We start from the raw sequence: 25,853 nt of genomic DNA, 5'->3' as shown, positions 1-25,853 counted from the left end.
ACCGACGGCTGCAGCCTGATCTCGGTCATCGGCGCATCCCTTCGACTCCAACAGCGGCCGTCTCCCATTTCAGCAAGGCAGTCCCCGTGCCGTCCAAGGGGTTTCGGAGCGGCCCCGACGTCAGCTGGAAGGGCTTGCGCTCGCGCTTGGGGCTGGGCGCGGCGAGGTTCGGGGCGGCCGGGGAAGCACGGTGACGCCCGTGGGCGGGGCGCCAGCCCGATTCAACGGTCGGCCCTGGTCAGGTGGGCTGGTGGTGCGGAGTTGCTCGGGCAGTGCAGGGCGAACAAGCCGGCTTCGGGCTCGGCGAGGACGCCGAGGCTGACCAGGCGCTTGAGCTTGTGCCGGGTACTCTCGATGTTCTTCGGCATGATGGCGAGGTCGAGGCGCTCGCATAGGTCGCGGGCGCGCATCGGCCCGGCGGCGTCGGCGAAGACGGTGAGGATCTGCTGGTAGGCCGGGTGGTCCGGCAGGACGGGCGGCTCCTCGGCCGGCTCCGGAGCAATCGGCGGTAGGGCGAGAAGCGTCTTGCGGGTCACCGCCAGGTCTCCATCTCCTCGTCGAGTTCACGCAGGCGCGCGGTGAGCTCGTCGTCTGCGTGCGGAGCTGGTCCACAGTGGTAGCGAGCTCCCGCGCGCGTGCGTCGATCCGCTCGAGGAACGGTGTGATCTGAGCGTCCATGCGATCACCCGCGCCAGGTGGGCGTGGTCTGACTGGCTTCGTTCACTTCAACCGACAGCGTTTGTTCATGGGTTCCGGCAGCGTTCAGTGATCATCTGCACCCTGGATGTTCACGGGAAATGACGGCACCGTTGCCTCCGCGATGGTCTCCTGCTGGCCGGAGCGGAGCCGGCCGTGATCGTTCACTGAAAAAGGAGCCGTGCCGCGTGCGGCAGAGGTGACACCATGCGGTGTCATGGCAGATGACAGCACCAGCACGTTTAAGACGGGCCAAACGGGACTTATCGTTCGGATCCCGGAGGCAGAGCCGTTCGTCGGCGGGTGGCGTGAGCGGTTCGACCCCTCAGCCCAGGCCGGGGTTCCAGCACATGTCACCGTGCTCTTCCCGTTCCTTGACGAGAGTCGAATAGATGCGCTCGTCCATTCTGCGCTCGCAGACGTGCTGGGAAGCCACCCGACCTTCGACCTGCGGTTCGAGAGATGTGGGCGGTTCCCGGAAGCGCTGTATCTCGTTCCGGACCCCGACACGCCGTTGCGGCAGCTCACGGAGGCGATCACTGATCGTTGGCCTGAGGCTCCGCCATACGAGGGTCGATTCACCGAGATCCTGCCGCACCTGACCATCGCTCAAGGTCAGGAGGAAGCCGTCATAGAGGAGATCGAGGCTGACCTCGCCGGCAAGCTCCAGTTCACTTCTCGCATCTCGTCGGTCGAGCTCATCGTGCACGACGGCACGAAGTGGCAGGAACGTGCGTCGTTCGCACTCGGAATCAACAGGTCATGAGGCTTGCTGGTCCACTGCCCTGTGGGCAGCGGACCAGCGCAGGGGCTCCGGTCAGCCTGTCTTGGCGGGTGCTTCGGCTCGGGCACGGGTGCTGGCGAGGCGGTAGGAGTCGGTGCCGGTCTCGATGATGATGCCGTTGAAGGTGAGGCGGTCGACGATGGCCGCGCAGAGGCGGGGGTCGGTGAAGGTCTTGGTCCAGCCGCCGAACGACTCGTTGGAGGCGATGGCGACGCTGTTCTTCTCCTCGCGTTCGGTGAGGACCTGGAAGAGCAGTTCGGCGCCGCGGCGGTCGAGTTCCATGTAGCCGAGTTCGTCGATGCAGAGCAGGTCGACGCGGCCGTAGCGGGCGATGGTCTTGTTCAGCTGCTTCTCGTCGGCGGCCTCCACCAGCTCGTTCACCAGCTTCGTGGCGAGCGTGTAGCGAACGCGGTAGCCCTGCATGGCGGCCTCGGTGCCCAGGGCGATGAGCATGTGGGACTTGCCGGTGCCGGAGTCGCCGATCAGGCAGAGCGGCTGGCTCTTCTTGATCCACTCGCAGCTGGCGAGGGTGTTGATCACGGCGGGGTCGATGTTGGGGTTGGCGTCGAAGTCGAAGGTCCGCAGCGACTTGTCGCGGGGGGAACCCGGCGGCCTTGATCCACCGCTCCGAACGGCGCCGGCCCCGGTCGTCGCACTCGGCCATCAGCAGCTCGGCGAGGAAGCCGCGGTAGGTCATCTGGTCCTTGACCGCCCGGTCGGCGATCTCGGCGAACTCGCCTCGGATCGATGGCAGCCGCAGCAGCCGGCAGGCCGTGTCGATGGCCGTGGTCGCGGCCTGTTCGGTCAGGTTCCGCTGGCGGGGCAGCATGGCGGTCATGGGGCTTCTCCCTCTCGCAGGTCACCGCCGCCGGCGCGGCGGTGTCGGAGCAACTGGTCGTAGTGGCTGACCGAGGGCAGCGGCCTGGTGTCCTGCGGAAGGTGGTTGAGCCTCCACTCGTGCAGGAACGTCACCGTCCCGGCCCCCGGCCCGGCAACCGGCCTCGGGGCCGGGACCTCGACGGCGGGCTCGTCCTCGACCTGGGCGGCCTTGCGGGCCTCCAGAGCGACCGCGTCCGCGGTCAGTGCCCCCGCCCGCAGTGCGGTGGCCAGGCCAGCAACGATGTGCTCGTGCGTGAGGTGGCGGCCCAGCAGCAGCACCTCGATCAGCGCCCGGGTGCCCTCGGCGTCGCCGTGGGCCCTGACCGCCGCGGCCCACCAGGCGTCGTGGACCGGGGTGAACTTCCCGGCGGAGCGGGCCTGGTCGAGGGCGGTCGCGCTCAGGCGACGAGCAGGCGAAGGCCGAGCTCGGCCGCGTCGAGGGCGACGAGGTCGCGGTTGCGCTCGGCCCACCGGCCCGAGGCGAGGTCGGCGCGGAGCATGTTCACCGCCCGCTGCTCGGCCTCCGGGCCGACTCGGGTCCACACCGACACCGCGCGGCGCACGTGTTCGTCCAGGTACGCCTCGGGCCGACGCCAGTGGGCCTCGAAGAAGCCGTCGGCGCAGTCCCATGGTACGAGCACCGGCTCCGCGCGGCCCCCGATCGCGCGGGTCATGTCGGCCAGTGAGGGCCAGTTGGCGAGAAGGTCAGCGAATTCGGGCAGGTAGTCGCGGGTGAGCCAGAACCGTTGAAGCCAGCCGGTCGTACTGGCGTCGTACGTGAACACCACCACGCGCCGGGCCACCCGCCGCATCTCGCGCAGCCCGGCGATCGGGTCCGGCCAGTGGTGAACGGTGCTGACCGCCATCGCGGCGTCGAAAGACTGGTCAGCGAACGGCAGGCGCTCCGCACTGGCGGCCACGCACGGCGCCGCGCCCGCGGGACGTTGCGCCCGCATCACCGCCGACGGTTCCACCGCCGTGACCTCACGGTCCGGGGGCTCGTAGGAGCCGGTGCCGGCCCCGATGTTCAGTACCGTCCGCGCGTCGCCGAGCGCCTCCCAGATCCTCGCGGCGATCCGCGGCTCGGTGCGCCGGGTCGCCGGGTAGGCGGTCCCGATTGCTTCGTACAACTGCGCGCCGAACACCTTCAGTTGGTCCTCCGGCGTCGCCCTGATCCCCATGGCCCGTTCCTCCAGTTCCTTGTCAATGGCCGCCACGATGACGGCAGTGCGGTCCTGCTGTTCCACCAGCAGGCCGCGCAGCCGGTGCAGGCGCGCAACCGCGTTGGTGGCCGGGTCGTCCACCAGATCCGCGATCTCGCGCAACCCGAAGCCGAGCCGCCGGAAAGCGAGCACCTCCCGCAGGCGCTCCACGTCGCCCGCCGAGTAGGCCCGGTACCCGGCGCTGGTCCGCGCGGACGGCTGGACGAGGCCGATCTCGTCATAGTGGTGCAGGGTGCGAACGCTCACGGCGGCCAACTCGGCCACACGTCCAACGGTCAGGTGCTCGTGCTCTTCCACGTCGGCGACTATGCGGCATCACGCCACGTGAGGGTCAAGCGCTTCGCTCCTGGTACCGCGCGTGGCCGGCCATGAGACCAGGCTCCGCATCCCCCACGCCGCACGCCCCGCGCTGAGGCCTTGAACCGGCCCATCCGGCGCCGACAACGCCAGGCCGTCGGCCGCCACTGCCGCTACCAACGCCGACTGCACACGATCGAGGGGCGACCCATGAAGACCGCCCCTGATGAAGCATCAGCCCACCACACTGCACCACGCAGCCTCTGACCAGGCAAAACGTCGAAGTCCTGCTGGAGTACTAGGACGTCGCCGGCCCCGAGTAGGGCCGGGGGCCGTGCTTCCGGAGCGCTGTGAGCCCGCTCCTGGTTATCTCGTCGAACGTGCCGACAGCCTCGACCGTGACGAGGAGATGCTGCCTGGCGTAGTGCTGGGTGATGGGTTCCAGCATCGCCTCGTGGGACCTGAACCGACCGCGGATGCTGTTTTCGTTGTCGTTCCCGCGTTGATAGAGCTCACCGCCGCAGACGTTGCAGACGTCCTCGACGAGGGGATGATCCAGCGATGGCTCGAAGACGTGGGTCTGGTCGTTGCGGCAGAGGCGGCGGCCCGCCAGGCGACGGACGTGGCGCTCCTTCTCCTCCCCGGGAAGATGCAGGTGCAGAACGTTGTCCAGGGGCTTGTCGAGCTCGCGGAGCAACTCATCCAGTGCGAGCGCCAAGGCGACGCTGTGCGGGTATCCAACGAGGAGGAAACCCGCATCGGTCACCCGGAGCAGGTGGTCCCGGATGATCGCGGTGATGATCTCGTCGGGAAACAGCCTGCCGGAGTTGATGATCTCGGCAGCTCGGATTCCCAGCTCGGTGCCCTGGGAGAGGTGAGCGCGCATGAGATCGCCGAAGTGGACCTGCGGCACTTCCAGGGCCTCAGCCAGCGAAGCGGCCGGAGTCTCCCGCCTGAACACTGGAGGCTGGAAGAGAACGACGCGCATCAGTCCATCACTCCTTGGCTTGGCTCTGATCGCAGATCCACTGGGAAGCCCGCAACTTGGACATGCAGACGCGGACGCCCCTCCCGACCAGGTCGCTAAATCACGTCAGGTTTCGCGAGTTGCGATCCTGCCATGCCGCAACCGCAGCCTGCCAACGTCTTTGACGGGCCGAACCTGAACTCCAACACCGAGGTTCGGCCCGGGCATGGGCGCACCGCCCCAGGCGCCGTCGGCGTCACCCGGGCCGACCTGTGCACCGTCGAACACGAGCGCCGGATCCACCGCCGGGCCCAGCCGTGCCGATGTGGCGCAGCGGCTCGGTATCACCGAGGAGACCTACCGGGTGGTGGAGACCACGGGGTGCCGCGGCACCCGCGTCCGCTACGACCAGGCACGCGACGAGTCGATCGCATGGGAGCGCGGCTTCCAGGTCCAGCCCAAGCGGTGGGCGGTGGAGCGCACTTCTCGTGGCTCACCGCCCTCCGCCGGCGGGTCCACCCTGTACGAGGCGATGACGGACGCCGGCACGTGGCGGGACCCCGTTCGCCGCGGAGGACCTGCCCACCTTCCACGCCGAGCTGCCGCCTGCCGGTGCAACGGCGTACCGGGTCGACTGTCTGCTCGTCCACGTCACCCAGATCGCTGGCCGGTCATCGGAACCGACCGCATCTTCACTGAGCCGGTTGCGATGCCGTCGGGCGGCACGACCTTCCTCTCGGACCACGTGGCGCAGGTGGCCGGGATCGGAATCCCCTGAGAGGGCGAGCGTGGCGGCGGCCTGCCGGGTCACCGTCAACCGAGCTTGGACACCTGGTAGTGGCTGATGTACCAGCGGTCGGCCGCCCGCTTGACCACCAGGCTCAGGTTCACCGTGAGCGTCGGCCGGTCGGTGAACGAGAAGTCGACACTCGTGTAGCCGAGCACCGCGCCGTCGACCAGCTGCCTGGTTTCGAGGATCCGGTAGTCGGCGGTCATCCCGAGCGGCTGGGAGCCGTAGTAGTCGGCGATGCCGCGGCGACCGACGGTGTACGGATGGAGGCCCTGGAAGATCGCGTCCTCGGCGAAGCAGGAGGCGGCCCGCTCGGGCTGGTGCGCGTCGACGGCCGCCTTCCACTCGTCGAGGATGCCACGAAGGATCTTCTCGTTGTCCGCTGTGCTGCTCGTCGCAGTCGTGGCGCCGCCGACGTGGCCGGGGTCGCTCGGGTGGGGCGAGAGCGGCGTGACCTCGTCGGTGCGCCAGATGCGCAGCGGCATGGAGGCCAGGACCTCCTCCAGTCGGCCGCCGTCGGGGGCAGCGAAGAGCCCGAGGGTGCGCCACTCGCCCGGTCGAAGGGGAGGGCGCCACAGGCGGAGCAGGTGTCCCTGCGTCGCGAGCTCTCGCGCCCGTGCGGCCTCGCGGGCGCGGATGTCCTCGACAGCCTGCTCCGGGGTCCCGTCCGGGACGTGGGTGGTCATCGTGACGAGGAATTCCATGATCACCTCTTTCGGGTAGCCGGCCGTACGGGAACCCGCCCTGCGGTTGGCCGGCGCGCCTCTTCCCAGTCTGCATCAGCCAGGTCGGGCGGTCCTGATGAGCAAGCCCCAGACGGCCTCGTCAGCTCGTCACCCTGCTTCGCGAGTTAATCCCCACCAAACTCAGACCAACACCAGCAACCAACGCGCCAAAACAGCCGAACGGAACACCCGGCAGAATTCACACCCGGAAACCGGCCCCCGAGGGGCCCACCACCCCACCACCACACACAGTCACCAAAAGCGCATTCGGCCTGAGCTGAGCCGATCACCGGAACCGCTCAACTGGCCTGTCCAGATGAGCGGTTCCGGATCGGTGTCGCCGGAGAGGTGGTCGTGTGGGTCAGGCGTGCGGCATGCGGCGGTTGGTCAGTGCCGCGCGCGGGTTGTCGACGAGGATGGTGTCGATCTCCGCGCTGCTGACGCCGGCCGCCATGAGCCGCGGCAGGAGGTCGAACTGGACCCAGCAGCCGCGGCGGGCCAGGGCGTCGTGGTACTCGGTGTCGGCGTAGTGCCCGCAGTGGCCGATGACGACGCGGCCGGGGTCCACGCCCTCCTCCTCCAGCAGGTCGAGCTGGGCGGTGCCGACCCTGCGCTGGGAGGCGTGAGTGGTGATGGTCAGGCCGGTGCGCAGGTGGGCTCGGGCGGCGGCCCGGAAGGACTTCTCCTCCACCGGTGAGACGTAGTGCCGGTCGGTGCCGATCTCCCCGATGATGCCGGACCGTACCCGGTGTTCGCCGACGCCCTCGCGGATCTCGCGCACGATGTCGTCGGCGAGTTCCCGGGCCGTGCGGGTCCACAACTCCTGGTCGTAGTAGGGCTCGCGATACCAGCCGCAGCCCATCACGATGTTGACCCCCTGCGCCGCGCCACCTCGACCAGGCCGTCGGGATCGCGCGCCAGGTTGTGGTTGGTCACCTCCACGACGGTCGCACCGCCGGCCTGCACGAAGGAGGAGAGTTCTCGGACGGCCAGCGGCATTTCGTGCAGGTGGTAGTCGTCGTCGCGCAGGATCCTGGCCCGGTCGATGAAGAGGTGCTCGTGCATGAGTGTCAGTCCAAGCTCGCGGGCATCCACCGGCCCCAGCACCGTCATCACGGCTCTCTCGACACCCTCGTCCACCATGCCTCGCCCTTGTCCCGGCGGCTTTGCGCGAAGGATGCCCAGCGAGGCCGGAAGAGGCCGGTCACGGTGCGACGGACTCGCCGTGTCCCGCGCGATGAGGTGGGTCGGGCAGGAGTGGCGGTACTCGTGCAGCTCCCAGCCGGTGCCCGGCCCGGCGCTGAGGGCCGACTGCCGCGGGCCGGCCGCCGGCATGGGGACGAACCCGGAGCGCCGGCGGCCGACATTGCGGGCGGTCAGTCGCCGGTCTTCAGATAGCCGACCTTGGTGCGACCGTTGAGGTCGGACCAGGCGTAGGCGTTCCGGATTCGGCCCAGCCGGATCTGGACGCTGACCTCGGCGCGGATCACGGTCGGGGCGGTGACCTCGATGACGGCGAGGGTGGTGCCGGTGGGGCCGATGGCGGGGTTTTGATGGTGTCGCGGCGGGGTTGATGGTGTCGCGGCGGTAGATCACCAGCACCTCGGTGTCGCTGACCGGGGCGCCGGCGGTGACGTTGAAGAGGCGTCCGACCATCCACGCGTCGGTCTCCACGCCGGGCGGGATGTCGAACTGTCCGCGGATCGCCCCCGAGCAGCAGGTAGCGGCCGGGGCCGGGCAGAGTGACTTCGGCTCCCTGTACCGACGTCCACCGGTCGGCGGGGACGCCGCTCACGTCGGTGCCCGGCCCCGGCGGGGTCGCCTCGCCGCAGGGGGCGGCCAGGCGGGCGCCGATGGTGACGGCGTTCGGGCAGCCGGGGGCCTCGGTGACGGTGATGTCGACGGCGCGGCCGGTGCCGATGGTGGGGCTGGGGGCGCGGCCGGTGTAGGTGGTGGCGGGGACGAGGAATCCCTGGGGGGTACGGGTCAGGGCGTTGCACGCGCTGGGGTCGATGGCGGGCAGGCAGGGCTCGCAGGGGCCGCAGCCGCCGGAGGTCGGCGGGCACGGCGGGCAGGTGGGAGCCGGCTCGACGCAGACGGTGACGGAGTCGGCGTTGTTGCCCGGGTGCAGGTCGGTCTCGTTGCTGTGGGCGGTGGCGGTGTTTGGTGACCGGCCCGGTCGTGGTGGCCTTGGCCTGGAGTGTGAGCGTCGCGCTGGTCTCCGAGCCGCAGGCACGCTCGCTGATCAACACCAGCCACCAGGTCATCATGATCGGCCCCAGCTACCGGCCCAACAAGCGCCGTCCGGACCGTCGGCCGACTCGCAACCCAGGACCCCGGACCAGAACCGCGCCAGGCCCGACGGCCGGGTCGCATTGAAGCAGATCGCGAACAGTTGACGGCCATGCCCCGTGCATCTCCGATCCACCGACGGTCGATACGGCGCCCCGCCCTCCGTGGCCGGAGCCCAGGGGTGCCGTGCGGCACTCGCATCCGGGTTCGTGCAGGGTGGCAGGCGTCCGGGGTCGACCTGGTCAGCCAGGTACATGAGAGTGGCCTCGGGGTCCATGCCGAAGGCGACGGCAACGAGCTCGGGATCCATGGTGTTCACCGGTCACCATCGTCGCCCTGCCGGCCACCCCGAAGGCGCTGGGTCGGCCGATCGCTCCAGTGCCTGGGCCAGGTCCCGATTCGCCTGATGATCGTGCCTTGACACTCCAAGTTGTTAGCTGCCATATTACTTGCATGACGAACGGCGGGGTCGACAGCGAGCAGCCCACGCTGGAGCAGGCCGAATGGCAGCTGCGGCACTACGACTTGGACACGGACCCACAGGCGGTACTGGTCGCGGTGCGGCTCATCTCCGCAGGCGCGAGGGTCGGCCGGGCGGCCGAGGCCCACTTCGCCAGGTTCGGACTGTCGACGGGCCGTTACCGCCTGCTCTCGGACCTCGAAGGTACCGGGGGAGAGAAGTCCCCCTCGCAACTGGCGGCCGACCTCGATGTCTCCAGAGCCACGGTCACCGGCCTGCTGGACGGGCTGGAGCGCGAGGGCCTGATCGCCAGGCGTCCGTCCGCCGAGGACGGGCGCGGCACGGTCGCGGTCCTGACCGCGCGCGGCGCGCAGCGCTTGCGCGACATGGCGCCCGAGCATTTCGGGCGACTGGAGGCGATGGTGGGAGGACTCACCGTCGAGGAGCGCACGGTGTTCCTGGACCTGCTCGCCCGCGTCGTGCGCGGCAGTTCGGCCCTGACCGCCGACTGACCCGGCCACAAAGGGAATCCGGGCTCTCATCGCGTGGATGAGAGCCCCTCTTTGCGAAGCAATAATTAGCCAGCTAATTATCTGGTGAGGGCAGGCCGATCGACAGCCCGGCCGAACCCCCTCAGCCTTTCGGAACCCGAACGAGATGAAGAGGCCGAGATGCCTGCAACGAAGGACAGAACCCACCCGAGCCGAACGGCCGCCCGGCCGTTCGCGCTGTGGCGCGAGGTGCTGACCGCCTACGCCGCCCCCGCGTTGACGGCGGGCACCGCAGGAGTCGTCACCGGACAGGCGGACCTGACAGTGGCGGCCTGCACCTCCATCGCCGGCACCTCCGCCGCGGTGGCGTTCCTGATCGGCACCTGGCTGCAGCACGGCGGGCAGCCGCGGCGCTGGACCACGACCCTGCCGCGCGTCGTCCTGACCGTGCTGCTCGTCATCCCGGCCGCCGGCCTGGCGGCGGCGCTGGGATGGTTCGCCGCCGAATGGCTGCCGGCCCGCACCCCCGTCCACGCCGCCCCCTGGCTGCAGCGGCTGCGCATCGACCTGCCGGTCTCCGCCGTCCTCGCCACCACCATCGTCACCCTGCGCTGGCGCAGCACCATCGCCAAGCTCCGGCCGTAACCGAACCCGCCCCGGCGCCACCGGCTGCCGCGGACGACACCAAGCACTGAGGACACATTCGATGATCGTTGTCATGGGAGCCACCGGAACCACCGGGACCGCCCTGCTCCACAGCCTGCGCGCACTCGACGTACCCGTGCGCGCACTCACCCGCAGCCCGCACCGGCCGCTGCCCGCCACCGCCGACCCGCACGAGCGGCCCATCGAGGTCCGCTACGCCGACGCCGGCGACCCCGACTCGCTGCGCACCGCCTTCGAGGGCGCCGACCAGCTCTTCCTCGCCATGGCCAACAGCCCCGCACAGGTCGAACTCGAAACCCGCGTCATCGACATCGCCGCCCACAGCGGCATCGCACACATCGTCAAGCTCTCCGCCCCCGCCGCCGAGCCTGCTGCACCCGTCGCGATATCCCGCGGACACCACGCCGTCGAAGAACACCTGCACGCCAGCGGACTCACCAGCACCGTCCTGCGCCCCTACGCGTTCATGCAGAACCTGCTGCGCCTCGCGCCCACCGTGGCAAAGGGTCTCTTCCTCGGCGCCATGAGGGACGCGCCCTGCAACTACATCGACTGCCGCGACATCGGCGACGTCGCGGCCGCCGTGCTCACCCGGCGCCACCTCGCGGGCGGCACCTACACGCTGACCGGACCGGAAACCGTCTCCCACCCCGACCTCGCCGCCCGGCTGACCGAACTGACCGGCCGCCGGATCCAGTACATCGACCTCGCCCCGGACGAGCTGCGCGACAACCTCATCCACCAGGCCGGCATGCCCGTCTGGCTCGCCGACCACGTCGTGGAGATCCAGCAACTCGCCATCGCCCGGCCCGAATTCCCCACCACCACCGTCACCGGGATCCTCGGCCGCCCGCCCCGCACCCTCGACGCCTTCCTTCACGAACACCGCACCCACTTCGAGTGATCCAGGAAGCTCTGCTGTCCCTGGGCACGCCGGCGAAAGCACGCGGCGCGGTACAAGGCGTCGCCCGTCGAGGTGCTCGCTGCGTTTGAGTGCCCAGTCGGACACCTCGCGGCGGGGCCTCGATCTCCTGCCGAAGCAGCGCGAACGGGTGCGATGGCAGGATGACAGCATGGTGACGAATCAGCCGTGGACGGGCCTTCACGGTGACCTGCTGGCAGCAAAGGCATCGGTGTACGACCCGAGCGGTTTCGACTGCTCGCTGCCCGTGCCCGAACCGGAGAGTGCCGAGTACGCGGCTTGCGCGTTCACGCTCGATGACCGGCCGGTTCGGTTCCGCGTGGCCAAGACCACCCCGACGAAGGTGGGCCAGTTCGTCACCGTGTGGCAGCGGTCCCCGGAGGGGCCGATCCGGCCCTTCGACGCCGACGACGGAGTGGACCTCTTCGTCATCAGCAGCCACGACGACGACGGCTTCGGACAGTTCGTGTTCCCGCGCGAGGTGTTGTGCGAGCGCAACATCGTCTCCCGCAACGGCTCCGGCGGGAAGCGCGGATTCCGCGTCTACCCGCCGTGGGTGACCACGACCAACCGGCAGGCCCGCGGCACGCAGGCATGGCAGGTGCAATACTTCCTCAACCTTGGCCTGGACGGGCTTGCCGACCTGACTCTCGCCCACGCCCTCTACCACCCGTAGGTGCGCGCTGCGCCACGGCGTTCGGCAACCTGGAACACGGCGGCCGGACGATGATGGCGATCCCTGCCCGGCCACACCACCCATCACAGCCCCTGAACCCATGCCGACGAGCCGGCCCCGCGCGCCAAACCGCAGCAGAGCAACACGCCACCGGCATGAAGGGCTGGCGACACCGGCTGATCGCCCGGTGATGACGAACCGCGGATTCGCCGGCTTGGTCACTCCCCGAGAAGGAGCCGGATCTCGGTGATCAGGGCGGTCAGCGCTGCGCGCTCGGCGAGGGTGGTCTCGGGGTGCCACAGGTCCACCAGCAGACAGCTGCGGGTTCCGTCGCCCTTGTTCCAGGCCTCGTGCTCGAAGGAGTAGTCGAAGAGCAGGCACCTGCCCTCGACCCAGGCGCGCGCCTCGTCCGCGACCTTGATCCCGCACCCTTCGGGGATGTCGACGGCCAGGTGGAGGTTGATGCTGAAGTTCCACAGGTCGCAGTGCGGCTTGACCACGGCTCCGGGAAGCAGGGTGGAGAAGTGGCTCTCCAGCAACGGGCAGTGGATCCCGGTGCGCAGGGCGTACTCGTCGAGGATGCGGTACGCCGTCGGCACGACCTGGGCCGATTCGGGTACGGGTGCTCCGGCGCGGAACAGGTAGAGGGCCTGCCAGTCGGACTGCGTGGACAGGTAGTGCTCGTAGTCGGTGAACGACGGCCGGCTCCGCGACCACGCGGTCGTCAGCTCCTCCTTGATACGCGCGTGTCCGGCCTCGAAGGCACGGACGACGGGGGCGATCTCGGGGTGCTCGTAGGGGTCGTGCCAGGGCTTCTTCGACAGGCCGGGCAGGATCCACTTGGCGTTCTTCTGCAGCGGGTGCCGCTCCTGCCTCGCAGGGTCGAGCATCTGCCGCACGCGATCGATGCTTCCGGCCCCGTACTGCTTCTCGACCGCTTCGAAGGCGTCGTCTATCTCGGGTGTCATTCCTCTGCTCCCTCATACTGGTTCGGGCCGGCGGGGGCGGGCGGGCGGTGCGGGTACGCCATGGCTGCAGAGCCTCAGGAGGGGCCCTCCGATTCGGCGAAACGTTCCAGGACCCGTCGGCTGAGCGCCTCGACGGTAGGCCCCCGGAACAGGTCCATGAGGCTGATCGCGACCCCGGTCAGCGCCTCGATGCGGTTGGTCACGCGGGTGGCGAGCAGTGAGTGACCACCCAGATGGAAGAAGTTGTCCCGGACCCCGATGCGCTGCATCCCGAGGATCTCTGCCCACACGTCCGCGATGGCTTGTTCCACCTCGTTGCGCGGCGCCACGAAGGTGTCGTCCTGCGTCTGCGCCTGCGGATCCGGGGCCGGCAGGGCACGACGATCGACCTTGCCGTTGGGGGTCAGCGGCAGGGCGTCCAGGACGACGATGACGCCGGGCACCATGTACTCGGGCAGGGTGCGGCGGCAGTGCTCCCGCAGGGCCCCCACGTCCACGAGGCGTCCGGGGGCCGGGACGCTGTAGGCGACGAGTCGTTTGTCGCCCGGGCTGTCCTCGCGCACGGCCGCCACGGCGGACGCCACGTCGGCGTGCGCGACCAGGGTGGACTCCACCTCGCCGAGTTCGACGCGCTGGCCGCGCAGCTTCACCTGGGTGTCGATGCGGCCGAGGATCTCCAGAGCGCCGTCGGAAAGCTGTCGCACGAGGTCCCCGGACCGGTACATGCGTTCCCCCTTGGCGAACGGGTGGGGGACGAACCGCTCGGCCGTGAGCGCCGGCCGGCTCCCGTAGCCGCGCGTCACGCCCACGCCCCCGATCCAGAGCTCGCCCGGCACCCCCACCGGTACGAACCCTCCGGCCCGGTCCATGACGCACACGTGGGTGTTGGCCACCGGTGTGCCGATGAGTACCGGACCCGGGCGGTCGAGCACGTACGTCGTCGCCGTGATCGTGGCCTCGGTGGGGGCGTAGGTGGTGTGGACGGGTACGGAGGTGACGGCGAACCAGTTGGCCACGGAGCCCGGCGAGATCTTCTCACCGGCCAGGACCAGGAGCCGTAGCCACTCCCCCGTGCCGCGTCCGGCCAGGAGCGGGATCACCTGCTCCCACAGCGCGACGGGCAACTCGGCGACGGTGACCCGGGCCTTGCGCAGGGTGGCCACCACGTCCTCGGGGCCCCAGTGAGGGGCGTCCCGCAGAACCAGGCTCGCGCCGCACATCAGCGCCGGGAAGATCTGCTCGGCGGCCGCGTCGAAGCTCGCAGAGGCGAACTGCAGCACGCGGTCGTGCTCCGTCAGTGCGAACTGGCGGCGCATCTCCTGGAGGCGGTTGCTCAGCGACCGGTGGGTGAGCTGTACTCCCTTGGGCCGCCCGGTGGAGCCGGAGGTGTACAACACATAGGCGAGGTCGTCGGGCGTGGTCCGGGGCTCGGGACCGATGTCCGGCAGGCCGGCCGCCTCCTCGTCGTCCTTGCCGACCAGGACCGTGGGGATGCCCTCGGGCAGTGTCGCCAGCTGTCGTTCCTGGGTGACGACCAGGGCTGCCCCGGAGTCCTCAAGCATGAACCGCAGTCGCTCGGCCGGGTAGTCCGGGTCGAGCGGGACGTGCGCCCCGCCCGCCTTGAGCACCCCGAGAAGCGACCAGATGAGCTCCGCATCCCGCCCCACACAGACGCCGACGGGAGTGCCGGCGGTGACGCCGAGCGCCGTCAGCCGATGCGCCAGAGCGTTGGCGAGGGCGTCCAGGCGCCGATAGGTCAGGCTCTCGGCGCCGCAGCGCAGGGCGACGGCGTCGGGGGTGCGCGCGACCTGTGCCTCCACCAGCTGATGCAGCAGCAGGGAATCGTCGAAGAAATGCGCGGTGTCGTTGAACGGGCCGACGATGGCGCGCCGTTCCTCGGGGGTGATCAGGTCCAGCTCTTGGACGTACTGCTCCGGCCGATCCGTGCCGTTGGTGAGCAGCAGCGACAACTGCTCGGCGAAGCGGCCGAGTTCGGCCTCGTCGAAGGTTCCCGGTGCACAGTCCAGCGTGCAGTGGATCCCCTGCGCGTCCCAGGAGCAGCTGAGCCGGAGCTCGTGCGGGCCGCCGCCGGGCACCAGCGGATGGGGGACGGTGGCCCGGTAGGAGGCTGGGGAAGCCCCTGCGGCTTGCGTTGCTCGGGCGGCCTGCTCGATGAGCTGGCGGAACGTGGTGTCCTCGTCCGTACGGCAGCGCAGCGGCCCGGACGCCGTGTCGACCTGCACCTGCTCGTGGCCGCTCCACCGCAGCAGCAGGGCCCAGAAGCCCGCCAGCGGCACCGCGGCCGGGGCGTGGCCGGCGTGCTCCGCCAGCAGCTGCAGGCCGCGAGCGGTGGCGGGGGCAGGGGGACGGCCACCGACACGTCGAGCGCGCCGGTGGCGGGTGGTGGCGTGGCGGTGCCCGTGTACGTCGTGGGTTCACTGCTCACGGGCGGACCTCCTGGCAGGTGAAGGATTCGGTCCGGCCCATGGTCGACGCCCGCATATCTTCGGCGTATCGGCGGCCCATCCCTCGGCTATCTCAGGTGGCCCAGGGCCCCTTGATCAACGCGTCGCCCAGTGCGGTGCGCCGGTAGACGACGGCGCGGCCCGTCCGGGTGCCCTCGACCAGACCGGACGTGCGGAGCACGCCGAGATGGTCGCCGACTGCGCCGAGGCTCATGCGCAGGGCGCGGGTGAGCTGCGTGGTGGTGACCGGTCCGTCCATGGTGGTGAGGATCAGGGCCCTGGAGCGGCCGATCAGCGGGACCAGGTGAGCGGCGGCCGGATGGTGTGAGGCAGCCGCCGGCCACAGGGCGGCGGCACCGTCGGCCGGGTAGACCACGGCGTTGCGCCAGGGTTCGTCCAGGCAGACCCACAGGGCGTCGAACAGGTTGGGCAGGTACAGGATGCCGCCCGTGCGCAGGAGCCGTCGCTCGTGCGGCATGCCGGAGACCTCCATGACGGCGCCGCCGGCCTGGGTGTGCCACCGGAGTGTGGGGGCCAGCTCGCTGAGCACTGCGTCCCAGCCCTGGGCGATCAGCCGGTCGGCGCGGTGGGCGAGGTCGCGCTGCAAGATGGTGCGCATCCGGTCCCAGTCCGGGGCCACGAACTCCTCCCAGGCCAGGCTGAGGGCGTGGGTGAAGCGGCCCATGGGGTCGGGCGAGTCGAAGATGCGGGCCACCCCGTCGGGTGGCTCGCGTCCTTCGAGGACCCGCATCACCTCCTGGTGGGCTCGCACCGCTGGTGTCTCCCGTACCGCGGCCAGGTCCTGCGCGAACGTCGAGGTGTTGCCCCGGGGAGGCGGTGCGATGAAGTCCGGGTTGTAGCCGCGGGCGCGGAGGATGGACACCAAGGTCGCCAGGTCCGGCTCGGCTTCGCACATCGCGTGCAGTCGCCCCCGGTTGCGCTCCGCCCATGGACGCGCCGTCCATGTGGAGATGCGGCCGGACAGGACCAGCAGGGCCGCCACGACCTGAGTGATCGGGGATATCGCGAAACGGCTGGCCCCGAGGTCTGCGGCCCCCACCTCGATGCGCAGCGTCACGGCGCGACCTTTCGTTTGTGGGCGAAACCCTAGTGGACGCCGCCCGGGCGTGGCCATCGTGCTGTTTCCCGGCCGTCGGAGAACCGCTGCCGTGCCGTCCCCCCTGCCCGAGGAGAAGCACCATGCTCGTCAGTGACGACATCCGGCCCCCGGGGTACCGGGAGGTGTTCCGGGAGCGGGACTTCCGGGTGCTGTGGGCGGCGCACGCGCTGCTCAATCTGGGCGAGGTCATGAAGGCCCTCGCCCTGTCCGCGCTCGTCTACAGCCGCAGCGGCTCCCCACTGTTGTCCGGCATCGCCTACGTGGCGGGATTGCTGCCGCAGGTGGTGGGCAGCGCCGCCCTGCTCTCCCTGGCGGACCGGCTTCCTCCTCGGCTGACGATGGCCGGCTGGGACGTGGCCCGGGCCGTCGGGGCGGGGGTGTTGGCTCTCGACGTGCTGCCGGTGCCCGGGGTACTGGCCCTGAGCATGCTGTACGGCCTGTTCGATCCGGTGCCCGCTGCCATGAAGTCGGCGCTGCTGCCGGAACTCGTGGGCGAGCGTCGGTTCGTGCCGGCGCAGTCCCTGATGAACGTCACGGTCGGGGCTGCGCAGATCTCCGGCTTCGCCGTGGGCGGCGCTCTGCTCGCGCTGCTGGGGCCGGTCGGCACGCTGTGGGTGGTGTGCGGCGGCGCCCTGCTGTCCGCCGCGGTGCTCCGTCTTGGTCTGCGGCTTCGTCCGCCGCGAGGGGCGGACGAAGCCGCGATCACCCCGGCACGGGCCCTTTCCAGGACCTGGTCGGTCAACCGGGCGCTGTGGGCGGATGTCCGGGTGCGCCGTCTGCTGCTGGCGCTGTGTCTGCCCGCGTGCTGGATCGTGGGCGCGGAAGCGCTCATGATCTCGTATGCGGACGAGATCGGCCGTCCTCGGTCCGTCGGCGCGCTGCTCACTGCCGCGGCGGTCGGCATGCTGGTCGGTGACGTCCTCGTCGGCCGTTTCGCCACCCGACGCCAGCGCAACCGCTGGGCGCTGCCGCTGTCCGTGCTGCTGGGTGCCCCGTACCTGTTCTTCGCGGCCCGGCCGGACATCGCCGTGGCCGCCGGGCTGGCGGCGCTGGCCAGTGTCGGGTTCGGCTACAGCCTGTGCCTCCAGGAGCCGTTCGTCAGCGCTGTGCCCGTCGGGTCGCGCGGCCAGGCTTTCGGGCTGGCGGCTTCCGGCCTGATGTCCTGCCAGGGTGTCGCCGCCGGGCTGACCGGGGTGGTCGCCGAGCTGGTGCGGCCGTCGGTGGGTATCGCCGTGGCGGCGGCGGTCTGCCTGGTCTGCACGGCGCTGCTGGTCCGGGTGCTCAGGCCGAGGCCGTGACCAGGGCGTCGGCGCGGTCCAGCTCCTCCCGGTCGCCGAGGTACTCCCAGCGCAACAGCGACAGCGGGACGTTGCCGTTGCGCCAGAGGTGGTTGTGAAAGCGCCGCAGCTCGAAGTGGTCCCCGAACAGGCGGCGCGCGTCGGCCAGCAGGGCCAGCACCTGGGTCTTGCCGGCCTGGTAGGACAGGCCCTGGCCGGGTGTCAGGGCGAAGAAGGCGGCTTCGTGGTGGGCGGTCGCGGCGTCCAGTGGGACCTCGCGGACCAGCAGCTCTGCCGCTTCGGGCACGGTCACGCCGCCCACGGCCAGGGCGATGTCGACGCCCACCCGCGCGCTGCGCAGGCGCATGAAGTTGTGCACGGTACGGCGGGAGGCGGGGTTGTCGTCGAAGAGCCCGGCCAGCAGGACCAGTTCCTCGTGGTAGAAGGCGATGCCCTCGTTGACGGCCGAGTCGTGGAAGTGGCGGCGGACCGGGTCGGGATGCCGCCAGGACATCGAGAGCTGCTGGTGGTGTACGCCCTCGTGGATGATGCCCAGCCGGGGGTCGTGCGCGTTCGCCCGGTCGAAGTAGGGCAGGTCGGGACGGGGCGGAGGCACGTAGCTGACCGCGTCCTCGGTGAGCCGGGCCGGACCGGTCAGGTCGTCGGTGATGCCGAGCCAGCTCAACTGCGCCAGATAGCCCGGAATCGGAGCGGTGCGGTAGCGGGGCAGGTCGGCGGGCAGGTCGAGCAGCGCCCGGTCGCGGTAGAAGGCTCGTACGTCCTGCTCCGCGGCGGCGTGCCGGGCACACTGTGTCGCGGCGTCCGCGGGCAGCGCGGGCTCCCCGGTCGGGGGGCCGTGCCGTGTGCCGACCAGGTCCGCCATGGCCGCGCGGTCGTCCTCGCGGCGGCCCAGCGCGCGCAGCTCGGCCACGGTCCACGGCAGCAGGGCGACCTCGGCCAGGTACCGCTGGAACGGGCCTTCGCCCACCGGTCGGTGCGGCGGCAGGTCGGGCATCCTCGCCCGCCAGCGCTCCCGGAAGGCGCCGAGTGCTCGCGCGGCCGCGTCGGCGGCGTCCGCCAGCTCCCGGGCCACCTGGGGGACGTGCGGGGTCAGTTCCCGGACGGCCCGGGCCAGGCGCGTCTCGATGTCCTCCAGTTCTCGGACGGTGAGGGCGGTGAACTCGGCCTCGGCGTGGTCCCGGGTGTTCTCCTCGGCCCAGCCCAGCACCCTGGGCACGTCGCGCAGGTGCCGGAGCACGGCCTGGGCCCGGACCGGTGCGAACGGCGGCGGGGGCAGCAGCAGGTCGTACACGGCACCGAGTGCTTGATCCGCGTAGAAGCCCGGGTGGCGCTGCCACAGCCGCAGGGTGTCCAGCTCCCAGCCGGCGCGCGCGACGGCCGAGGTGACCAGCCGGTGGTCCACCTGCACCGGCACCGGGGCCGTGCCGGGGGCCGGCGCCGCCACGGCCTGCCGGAATCCGGACAGCGTCTCGCGGTGCCGGGCCACCCCCTGCGCGCTCCAGTCCGGGGTCCAGCCCGTGGGCCGGTCCAGGCGCGGGATGTCATCGCGTGAGTGCGGGCGCTGCGCCGCGCGCCAGGCCCAGAACTCCCGCGCGAGACGGGCCGTGGCGCGGCCGGCGGCGTGGTCAGTGACTGTCATGGTGGGCGATCACCGTTTCGAGGAGCACCTGGGCGCCCTGGGTCAGCAGCCGGTCGGGGGTGTGCTCGTGCGGTGAGTGGCTGACGCCCCGGGTGCTGGGCACGAACACCATCGCGGTGGGGACGTGCGCGCTCATGACCCCTGCGTCGTGGCCCGCGTAGCTGTACAGCGACCCGGCGGGCCGTCCGGTGCTGCGGCACACTTTCTCCACCAGGGTGCGCATGCTCTCGTCGAAGGCGACCACGGGCTTGTGCGAGAGCATCCGGTGCTCGACCGTGCACCCTTCTTCGGCGGCGATGGCCCGGGTGTGTTCCAGGATGAGTTCGGCGCAGCGGGTGAGGGCGTCCTCGTGGGGGGAGCGCAGCTCCAGTACCAGGTGGGCGGCGCCCGGGATCACGTTGGGGGCGCCCGGTTCGAGGGTGAAGGAGCCGATGTTGCCCACGAGTGTGTCGCTGACGGACTGCATGAGGTCGTGAGCGGCGGCCGCGGCGCGGGCCATGGCCCGGCCGGCGTCCTTGCGTAGCGGGAACGGGGTCGTCCCCGCGTGGTTGGGCTCGCCCACGGCCCGGATCAGGTGGCGGTCCACGCCGACGATGCCGTCCACCACGCACAGTTCCTGGCCCGCCAGTTCCATCCGTGGCCCCTGCTCGATGTGCAGTTCCACGAAGCCGGTGATCTCGGCCAGGTGCGGGTCGGCGCACAGGGCGGTGGAGCCGGTCATGCCGCCCGGGGACTGCGGCTGGGCGCCTTCCTCGTCCCAGAAGCTCACGATCTCCAGCGCGTCGGCGGCCGGATGGCCGTGCTCGTGCAGGGTGGTCAGCACCTCCAGGGCGGCGATCACGCCGTAGGCGCCGTCGAGCCGGCCGCCCGCGGGAACGGTGTCGGTGTGGGAACCGACGAGCAGCCGGCGCTTCGCCGCGTTCGGTGTGTGGCCGAAGACGTTGCCGATGTCGTCGGTTCGGGACAGGAGTCCCCGGGCCCGCATCTGCTCGGCGAGCCAGCGACGGGCTCGCAGGTCCTCGGCCGTGCCGGCGACGCGGTCCACCCCGCCGTCCGGTCGGCCTCCGATGGCGGCCAGTGCGTCCAGATCGTCCAGTAGTCGTCGTGCGGAGACACCTGGTGTGGCCGACATGTCTCGCCCCTTTCTGTCGTGCGTGCCTACGCGGGCACGCTCAGCACGTACGGGAACTCGGGTGTGGTCAGTTGGGCGCGCATCCGCCGTACCGTCTGCGGGTCGGTGGGCAGGCCCAGCCGGGTGCACGTCTGTCCGATGGTCCACTCCGGCGTGAGGTGTTCCCACAGGGCGCGGAACTCGGGAGCGACGGGCATCACGGGCAGGGGTGAGGATTCGACGAGCACGCGGTATCCCTCGGCTCCGCGCAGTGCCCAGGTGCGTTGGGCAGCGGCGACGGGTGCGGCCCGGGCGGCCAGGAAGGCGGCGTTGCGTGAGGTGTCGCTGGAGGCGGGTAGTGGTGCGTCGGCCCTGCGGAGGTAGAACCAGTTGTACGGCGACTCCTCGGCGAGCAGCAGTTGCGCGATGCGCCATCGGGTGTGGTCGTCGCACGCCTCGTAGCGCTCGCGCAGCGCCGCGTCGTGCAGGACGACGTCCCACAGGGCGGCTTCGCCGGAGTCGTCGTGCGGACCGGTGCGGGGCGCTTCGAGGAGCAGGCCGCAGCGCTCGGCCAGTGCCCGGAACTCCTCGACGGTGAAGGTCAGTTCGTAGGGGTTGAGCCAGGTGTCGGTGAAGGCGGCGTCCGGCTGAAGCCGCGCTTCGGCGAGATCGCCGGCCAGGGAGTTCCGCAGGTCCAACGCGTCGGCCAGTGCGCGTCCGGTGCTCGGCACCGAGGCGGTGTCTGCGGCGAGGAGCCGAGTGGCTTGCTGGAAGGCGACCGGATTGCGGCGGTGGTAGGTGTTGTAGACCATGACCTCCAGGACGCCGGTGGGACGCAGCGCGGCGGCCAGGTGCTGGAGGAGGGCCGACGGATCCGGGTTGTGGTGCAGGACGCCCGTGCAGACGATGTAGTCGAACTCTTCGTGGTAGCGGGCGGCGGTCAGTCCCTCCTGGCGCAACTCCAGGTTGTCCAGGCCGAGTTCCTTGCGCCCCTGGTCACACAGGGCGAGTGAGCCTTCGGAGACGTCCGTGCCCACGACCCGGGCCGACGGGTGGCGCTGAGCGGTGATCAGGGCCTGGTTGACGCCGCAGCCGGCCACCCAGACCGCTCCGTCGGGTGCGATCCGGCGGTGGTCGAAGTCGCCCACCGCTTGGGAGAGCAGCGCGGGGTACAGGCCGGGATCGAGCGGTTGCTGCAGTGTGTGGGCTCGCCATGGGTACGGGCTGTCGGTGTAGAAGCCGCCGATGACGGCTTCGTGGCCGTTGCTGGGGTTCATCGTGCCTCTCGTGGGTGCGCGGGTGCCTGGGCCGGGCGTGTGAGGGGGTGGCCGTAGAGGGCGTCGGCGACGGTGTGGACGTGCTCGGGGTTCAGCATCGACTTGTGGTGGCCGCCCGCGTCGTGGACGGTGAGTCCGCCCTGGGCGATCGTCCGCCAGCTGTCGAGGTAGGTGGGGTAGGAGGTTCCCGAGGCCGCGGACGGCTGTCGCGTGCTCGCCGCACGGCATTCCTGCGTGACGATGAGATCGACACTGCCCGGGTAGGTGGTGGGCCGGTGGGTGTGGAAGGCCTCGAAGAGCTGACCGGCGGCGCGAACGGGTGCCGCCGTGGTGAGTTCGCTGACGGCGTCCGGGAGCAGTTCGGACTCGGCGAGGACCGTTTCGAGTTCGGCGCGCAGTGCGGTGGGGTCGCCGCCCGCGTTCGCGACGCGGGTGATGTCGTCGATCAGCCGGGCGCAGCGCCGGTGCAGCTGGATGATGGGCCGCAGGGTGGTGAGCGTGTACGGGTCCGGGAGGGTCGGTTCGACCAGGATCAGTGACGCGACCGTCTCGCCGCACTGGTGGAGTTGTGCCGCCATTTCCAGTGCGACGACGCCGCTCCAGGAGTAGCCGAGCAGGTGGTACGGCCCGGTGGGCTGGAGGGCGCGCAGTTCCTCCAGGTAGCGGGTGGTGAGGCTTGCCACCGTGACGGGTGTCGACGCCTGGGCCAGTTCCAGTTCGAGGAGTTGGAAGGCCAGGAGGGTGTCCTCGGGGCGCAGTACGGCGGCGATGGGCTGGTACCAGTGGACGCTGCCCCCGCTCGGGTGCACGCAGAACAGTTTCCTGCCGTCGTCCTGGCCGGCTTTCAGGGTGACGAGGGAGCGGGTGGCCGGCGTGGTCCGCTCTGCCGTGCCGTCGGCCGGTCGGTTCCACAGGTGTGCGAGTGCGGCGATGGTGGGGTTCTCGAACAGGTCGCGCATCGCGACCTGTTCGTGCAGTTCGTTCCGTAAGCGGGTGATCATGCGCAGGCCCGTGAGGGAGGTGCCGCCCAGGGAGAAGAAGTTGTCGTCGGCGCCGACGGTGTCGCGGCCGAGGAGCTCCTGCCAGATGCGGGCCAGGGCTCGCTCGGCGTCGGTGGCGGGGGGACGGGTGGGAAGGTTCTGCGTGCCCTTGGGGTCGGGCAGTTGCCGGCGGTCGATCTTGCCGTGCGCGGTGAGGGGGATGGCGTCGACGGTGGCGTAGTGCGAGGGCACCATGGGGTCGGGCAGCAGCCGGGCGAGCCAGGCGCGCAGTTCTCCGGGGCGCACGGTCGTACCGGGCTGCAGGGCCACCCATGCCGCCAGTTCGTCACCGTGCGGGGCGGTGATGGCGGCCACGTGGACCGCGGTGACGTCGGGGTGTCGGGCGAGTGCCGCCTCGACCTCGCCGGGTTCCACGCGGTAGCCGCGGATCTTGACCTGGTCGTCCGCCCGTCCGAGGAAGTGGACGTTGCCGTCGGCGAGTACCCGGCCGAGGTCGCCCGTGGCGTACAGCCGTGCGCCGGGTTCGGTGGAGTAGGGGTCGGGCACGAACCGGTCGGCGGTGAGAGCCGGTCGGCGCTCGTAGCCCCGTGCCAGGCAGTGGCCGCCGATGTGGATCTGGCCGATCGCTCCGGGCGGTACGGGGTTCATGCGGCTGTCCAGGACGTACATGGAGGTGTTGGCGATCGGCACGCCGATCGGCAGGAGGCCCGCATCGAAGGTGTCGGTGTCGGACGGCTGCGTGGTGTAGAGGGAGTTGGCGACGGTCGCTTCGGTCGGGCCGTATTCGTTCAGCACCACCGATGTCCGGTCCAGCGCCCGCCAGGCGCGCAGTGTGCGGGCGGGGAAGGCCTCGGCGCCCACCACCATGACGCCGGCCAGTGCCTCGGCCTGGTCCGCCGTCAGCTGCTCGGTGAGCAGGTTCAGGTGGGAGGGTGTGACCTTGAGGAACGAGTAGGGGCCGGAGGCGGCCAGCGCGGGCCCCAGGTCGGCCAGGTCGAGCGTCTCGGGCAGTACGTGCAGTGGCTGGCCGAGGACCAGCGGGGTGAGGATGTTCGGCACGACCGCGTCGGCCGCGACCGAGGCGAAGAGGGCGGCGCCGCCGGCCGTGCGCAGTGCGTAGCGGTCCGCGCACGACTGCACGAAGTTGGCGAGCGGCCCGTGCTCGATCATGACGCCCTTGGGGCGCCCGGTCGACCCCGAGGTGTAGATGACGTAGGCGAGCGTGCCCGGGGCGGCCGGTTGCCGCGCCGTGCGTCCCGGCCGTGCGGGCTCGGTGTCGTCCCGGTCCGGCGCGTCCAGGCAGACCACCTCGACCGGGCAGTGCGTGAACCGGTGGGCGAGGGCGCGTTGCGTCAGCACCACGGGGGCGCCGGTGTCCTCCAGGACGAACCGGTTCCGCTCGTCGGGGTGGGCCGGTTCCAGCGGGACGTAGGCCGCCCCGGCCTTCCAGGTGCCCAGGAAGGCCGCGACCAGTTCGGGCCCGCGTTCCAGGCACACCGCGATCCGGCTCTCGGTGTTGGCGCCCGAGCGGTGCAGCGCGTGCGCGATCCGTTCGGCCAGCGCGTCGAGCTGTCCGTACGACAGCGTCCTGTCCCCGCAGACCACTGCGGGGGCTTGCGGGCGGGCGGCGGCCTGCTGCTCGAAGCGGGTGAGCACATCGGAGGCGGGCGGGGTGTGCGGTCCGCGGCCCAGTTCCACCACTCGGCGGCTCTCGTCGTCCGGGAGTACGGGCAGCTGGTCCACGGGTTCGTCGGCACGGGTCATGGCCTGCGTGAGGACGTGTTCGAGGGATCGCTGCCATCGCTCGGCCGTGGCCCGGGTGAACAGGTCCGTGCGGTACCCCAGCGACAGCTCCAGCCGGTCGCTCCCCTGTCGCACGGACAGCGACAGGTCGAACTTGGCGGTGTCGGTGGGCACGTCGATCTCGTGGACGCGGGCACCGGGCAGCGCCAGGTCCTGCCGGTCGGTGTTGTCCATCTCGCACCACACCTGGAACACCGGCGTGCGGCCCGCGTCCCGTTCCGGTGCCAGTGCCTCGACGATCTGCTCGAACGGGACGTCCTGGTGGTCGTAGGCGTCGAGCAGGCCCTCCTGGACGCGCTCCAGCAGCTGCGCGAACGTCGGGGCGCCGGACAGGTCCGTGCGCAGCACGACGGTGTCGAAGAAGAGGCCGACCAGGTCCTCCGTCCCGGTGCGGTCCCGTCCGGCCACCGGTAGCCCGACGGCGATGTCCCGGCTGCCGGCGTAGCGGGACAGGACGACCTTGAGCGCCGCCACGAGAACCGTGAACAGGGTGGTCCGGTGGGCGCGGGCGAAGGCCGTCAGTGCGTCGAACCGCTGCCCTTGCCACAGTGTGTCGACGGTGGCGCCGTGCCAGTCCCGCTGCCGGGTGCGTGGCCGGTCGGCGGGCAGTTCCAGTGGCTCCACGCCGTCGAGCCGCTTCCGCCACCAGGCCAGGGACTCCTGGAGGGCGCCGCTGTCGATCCGCTCGCGCCGCCGTGTGGCGTCGTCGCCGTAGCACTCGGCCAGCGGTTCGAAGCGCGGGGTCCGCCCTGCGGCCAGTGCGTGGTAGGCCGTGCCCCACTCGTCCACCAGGATGCCCGTGGACCACCCGTCGGTGATCAGGTGGTGGAGTGTGAGGACCACGGCGAGGTCGTCGTCGGCGAGCTGGACCGCGCGGGCGCGCAGCAGCGGGGCGGTGTCGAGGGCGAAGGGGGTGAGGGCCTCCTCGCGCACCGCCTGGCTCAGGGCTTCCTCGCGTGCGTCGGCCGGCACTGCGCGGATGTCGTCCGTACGCCAGGGCACGTCGGCTTCCGGCTCCACCAGCTGTACGGTGGCGGACCCGGTGGTGGGGAAGCGCGTGCGCAGCGGGTCGTGCCGCGCGACGACCGTCGCCAGCGACCGGCGCAGGAGCGTCGTGTCCAGCGGGCCCCGGATCCGCCAGGCGAGCGTGACGTTGAACTCCGGCGAGCCCTCGTTGAGCATCGACAGCAGCCACAGCCGCGACTGCGCGGGCGAGAGGGGGTAGGTGCGTGCGGCCCGGCCGGTCCCGGTCCGCTGAGCCAATCCGTCCATGGGTGGGTGTCTCCATCGTGTCGGGGAACGG

Annotated in this window: 18 protein-coding genes and 3 pseudogenes; 6 read left to right on the top strand and 15 right to left on the bottom strand. The window is 70.9% G+C overall.

The genetic code is table 11. The features are described 5' to 3' along the window. Nucleotides 1-221: 221 nt before the first annotated feature. Nucleotides 222-536, bottom strand: a complete 315-nt coding sequence (locus tag CRP52_RS34880; protein WP_257033203.1) for a hypothetical protein — start codon at nt 534-536, stop codon at nt 222-224. Nucleotides 537-913: 377 nt separating this feature from the next. On the opposite strand from CRP52_RS34880, the gene CRP52_RS34875 reads away from it, so the two are divergent. Then, nucleotides 914-1,462: a 2'-5' RNA ligase family protein gene (locus CRP52_RS34875; protein WP_097240842.1), complete on the top strand. Its 549-nt coding sequence runs from the start codon at nt 914-916 to the stop codon at nt 1,460-1,462. Nucleotides 1,463-1,513: 51 nt separating this feature from the next. Here CRP52_RS34875 and istB read toward each other — a convergent pair. The 7 genes and pseudogenes from istB to CRP52_RS34835 form a co-directional block, all read right to left on the bottom strand. Further along, nucleotides 1,514-2,309: pseudogene (gene istB, locus CRP52_RS34870) on the bottom strand (IS21-like element helper ATPase IstB). Nucleotides 2,310-2,314: 5 nt separating this feature from the next. Continuing rightward, nucleotides 2,315-2,638 (bottom strand): hypothetical protein, encoded by a 324-nt coding sequence (locus CRP52_RS34865; protein ID WP_257033202.1) that lies wholly within the window; start codon nt 2,636-2,638, stop codon nt 2,315-2,317. A 119-nt stretch (nt 2,639-2,757) separates the two neighbouring features. Then, nucleotides 2,758-3,846, bottom strand: a complete 1,089-nt coding sequence (locus tag CRP52_RS34860; RefSeq protein WP_218893218.1) for a MerR family transcriptional regulator — start codon at nt 3,844-3,846, stop codon at nt 2,758-2,760. Nucleotides 3,847-4,177: 331 nt separating this feature from the next. Continuing rightward, nucleotides 4,178-4,867 carry an adenylate kinase family protein gene (locus CRP52_RS34855; RefSeq protein ID WP_097240840.1) on the bottom strand — a complete coding sequence of 230 codons (690 nt, stop codon included), beginning with the start codon at nt 4,865-4,867 and terminating at the stop codon, nt 4,178-4,180. Nucleotides 4,868-5,659: 792 nt separating this feature from the next. Continuing rightward, nucleotides 5,660-6,004: a YybH family protein gene (locus CRP52_RS39015; protein WP_097240893.1), complete on the bottom strand. Its 345-nt coding sequence runs from the start codon at nt 6,002-6,004 to the stop codon at nt 5,660-5,662. Between the two features lie 69 nt (nt 6,005-6,073). Next, nucleotides 6,074-6,340, bottom strand: a pseudogene (locus tag CRP52_RS40140) (muconolactone Delta-isomerase family protein); the annotation flags it as partial. 382 nt (nt 6,341-6,722) lie between these two features. Beyond that, nucleotides 6,723-7,426 (bottom strand): annotated as a pseudogene (locus tag CRP52_RS34835) (phosphotriesterase family protein). A gap of 1,680 nt (nt 7,427-9,106) precedes the next feature. Between CRP52_RS34835 and CRP52_RS34815 the strand changes: the two are divergent. The 4 genes from CRP52_RS34815 (at nt 9,107) to CRP52_RS34800 (ending at nt 11,868) form a co-directional block, all read left to right on the top strand. Continuing rightward, nucleotides 9,107-9,625 (top strand): MarR family winged helix-turn-helix transcriptional regulator, encoded by a 519-nt coding sequence (locus tag CRP52_RS34815; protein ID WP_097240834.1) that lies wholly within the window; start codon nt 9,107-9,109, stop codon nt 9,623-9,625. A 159-nt stretch (nt 9,626-9,784) separates the two neighbouring features. After that, entirely contained in the window at nt 9,785-10,249 is a 465-nt protein-coding gene (locus tag CRP52_RS34810; protein WP_097240833.1) for a hypothetical protein, read from the top strand. 61 nt (nt 10,250-10,310) lie between these two features. Then, the gene (locus CRP52_RS34805; RefSeq protein WP_097240832.1) at nt 10,311-11,174 is read left to right on the top strand and encodes an NmrA family NAD(P)-binding protein; all 864 of its coding nucleotides are present in this window, start codon (nt 10,311-10,313) and stop codon (nt 11,172-11,174) included. Nucleotides 11,175-11,343: 169 nt separating this feature from the next. Continuing rightward, entirely contained in the window at nt 11,344-11,868 is a 525-nt protein-coding gene (locus tag CRP52_RS34800) for a MepB family protein (RefSeq protein ID WP_097240892.1), read from the top strand. Between the two features lie 218 nt (nt 11,869-12,086). On the opposite strand, the gene CRP52_RS34795 is transcribed toward CRP52_RS34800, so the two are convergent. The 3 genes from CRP52_RS34795 to CRP52_RS34785 all read right to left on the bottom strand — a co-directional run bounded on the left by CRP52_RS34795 (nt 12,087) and on the right by CRP52_RS34785 (nt 16,379). Further along, nucleotides 12,087-12,836 (bottom strand): aspartyl/asparaginyl beta-hydroxylase domain-containing protein, encoded by a 750-nt coding sequence (locus CRP52_RS34795; protein ID WP_097240831.1) that lies wholly within the window; start codon nt 12,834-12,836, stop codon nt 12,087-12,089. A 74-nt stretch (nt 12,837-12,910) separates the two neighbouring features. After that, nucleotides 12,911-15,133, bottom strand: a complete 2,223-nt coding sequence (locus CRP52_RS34790; protein ID WP_097240830.1) for a non-ribosomal peptide synthetase — start codon at nt 15,131-15,133, stop codon at nt 12,911-12,913. Nucleotides 15,134-15,374: 241 nt separating this feature from the next. Beyond that, the gene (locus CRP52_RS34785; protein ID WP_097240829.1) at nt 15,375-16,379 is read right to left on the bottom strand and encodes a DUF5937 family protein; all 1,005 of its coding nucleotides are present in this window, start codon (nt 16,377-16,379) and stop codon (nt 15,375-15,377) included. Nucleotides 16,380-16,501: 122 nt separating this feature from the next. Here CRP52_RS34785 and CRP52_RS34780 point away from each other — a divergent pair, with 122 nt between their 5' ends. After that, a complete protein-coding gene (locus CRP52_RS34780) occupies nt 16,502-17,719 on the top strand; it encodes an MFS transporter (RefSeq protein WP_097240828.1) in 1,218 nt (405 codons plus the stop codon). Here CRP52_RS34780 and CRP52_RS34775 read toward each other — a convergent pair. From CRP52_RS34775 to CRP52_RS34760, 4 genes are read right to left on the bottom strand one after another with little or no spacing between them, the layout of a single operon-like run. Next, on the bottom strand, nt 17,703-19,358 hold the full coding sequence (locus CRP52_RS34775) for a DUF885 family protein (RefSeq protein ID WP_097240827.1): 1,656 nt from the start codon (nt 19,356-19,358) through the stop codon (nt 17,703-17,705). The genes CRP52_RS34780 and CRP52_RS34775 overlap by 17 nt on opposite strands. After that, complete coding sequence (locus tag CRP52_RS34770; protein ID WP_097240826.1) at nt 19,345-20,490, bottom strand: M20/M25/M40 family metallo-hydrolase; 1,146 nt, start codon at nt 20,488-20,490, stop codon at nt 19,345-19,347. The genes CRP52_RS34775 and CRP52_RS34770 overlap by 14 nt, the downstream gene beginning before the upstream one ends. Nucleotides 20,491-20,516: 26 nt before the next feature. After that, entirely contained in the window at nt 20,517-21,746 is a 1,230-nt protein-coding gene (locus CRP52_RS34765) for a class I SAM-dependent methyltransferase (RefSeq protein WP_097240825.1), read from the bottom strand. Beyond that, nucleotides 21,743-25,822, bottom strand: coding sequence for a non-ribosomal peptide synthetase (locus CRP52_RS34760; RefSeq protein ID WP_097240824.1), 4,080 nt, complete (start codon nt 25,820-25,822; stop codon nt 21,743-21,745). The genes CRP52_RS34765 and CRP52_RS34760 overlap by 4 nt, the downstream gene beginning before the upstream one ends. Between the last annotated feature and the right edge of the window lie 31 nt (nt 25,823-25,853).

Origin of the sequence: Streptomyces sp. 1331.2, from assembly GCF_900199205.1 — a bacterium.
Classification (GTDB): Bacteria; Actinomycetota; Actinomycetes; order Streptomycetales; family Streptomycetaceae; genus Kitasatospora.
Note: the sequence above shows the minus strand (reverse complement) of the source record. Positions and strands in the feature narration are given on the sequence as shown.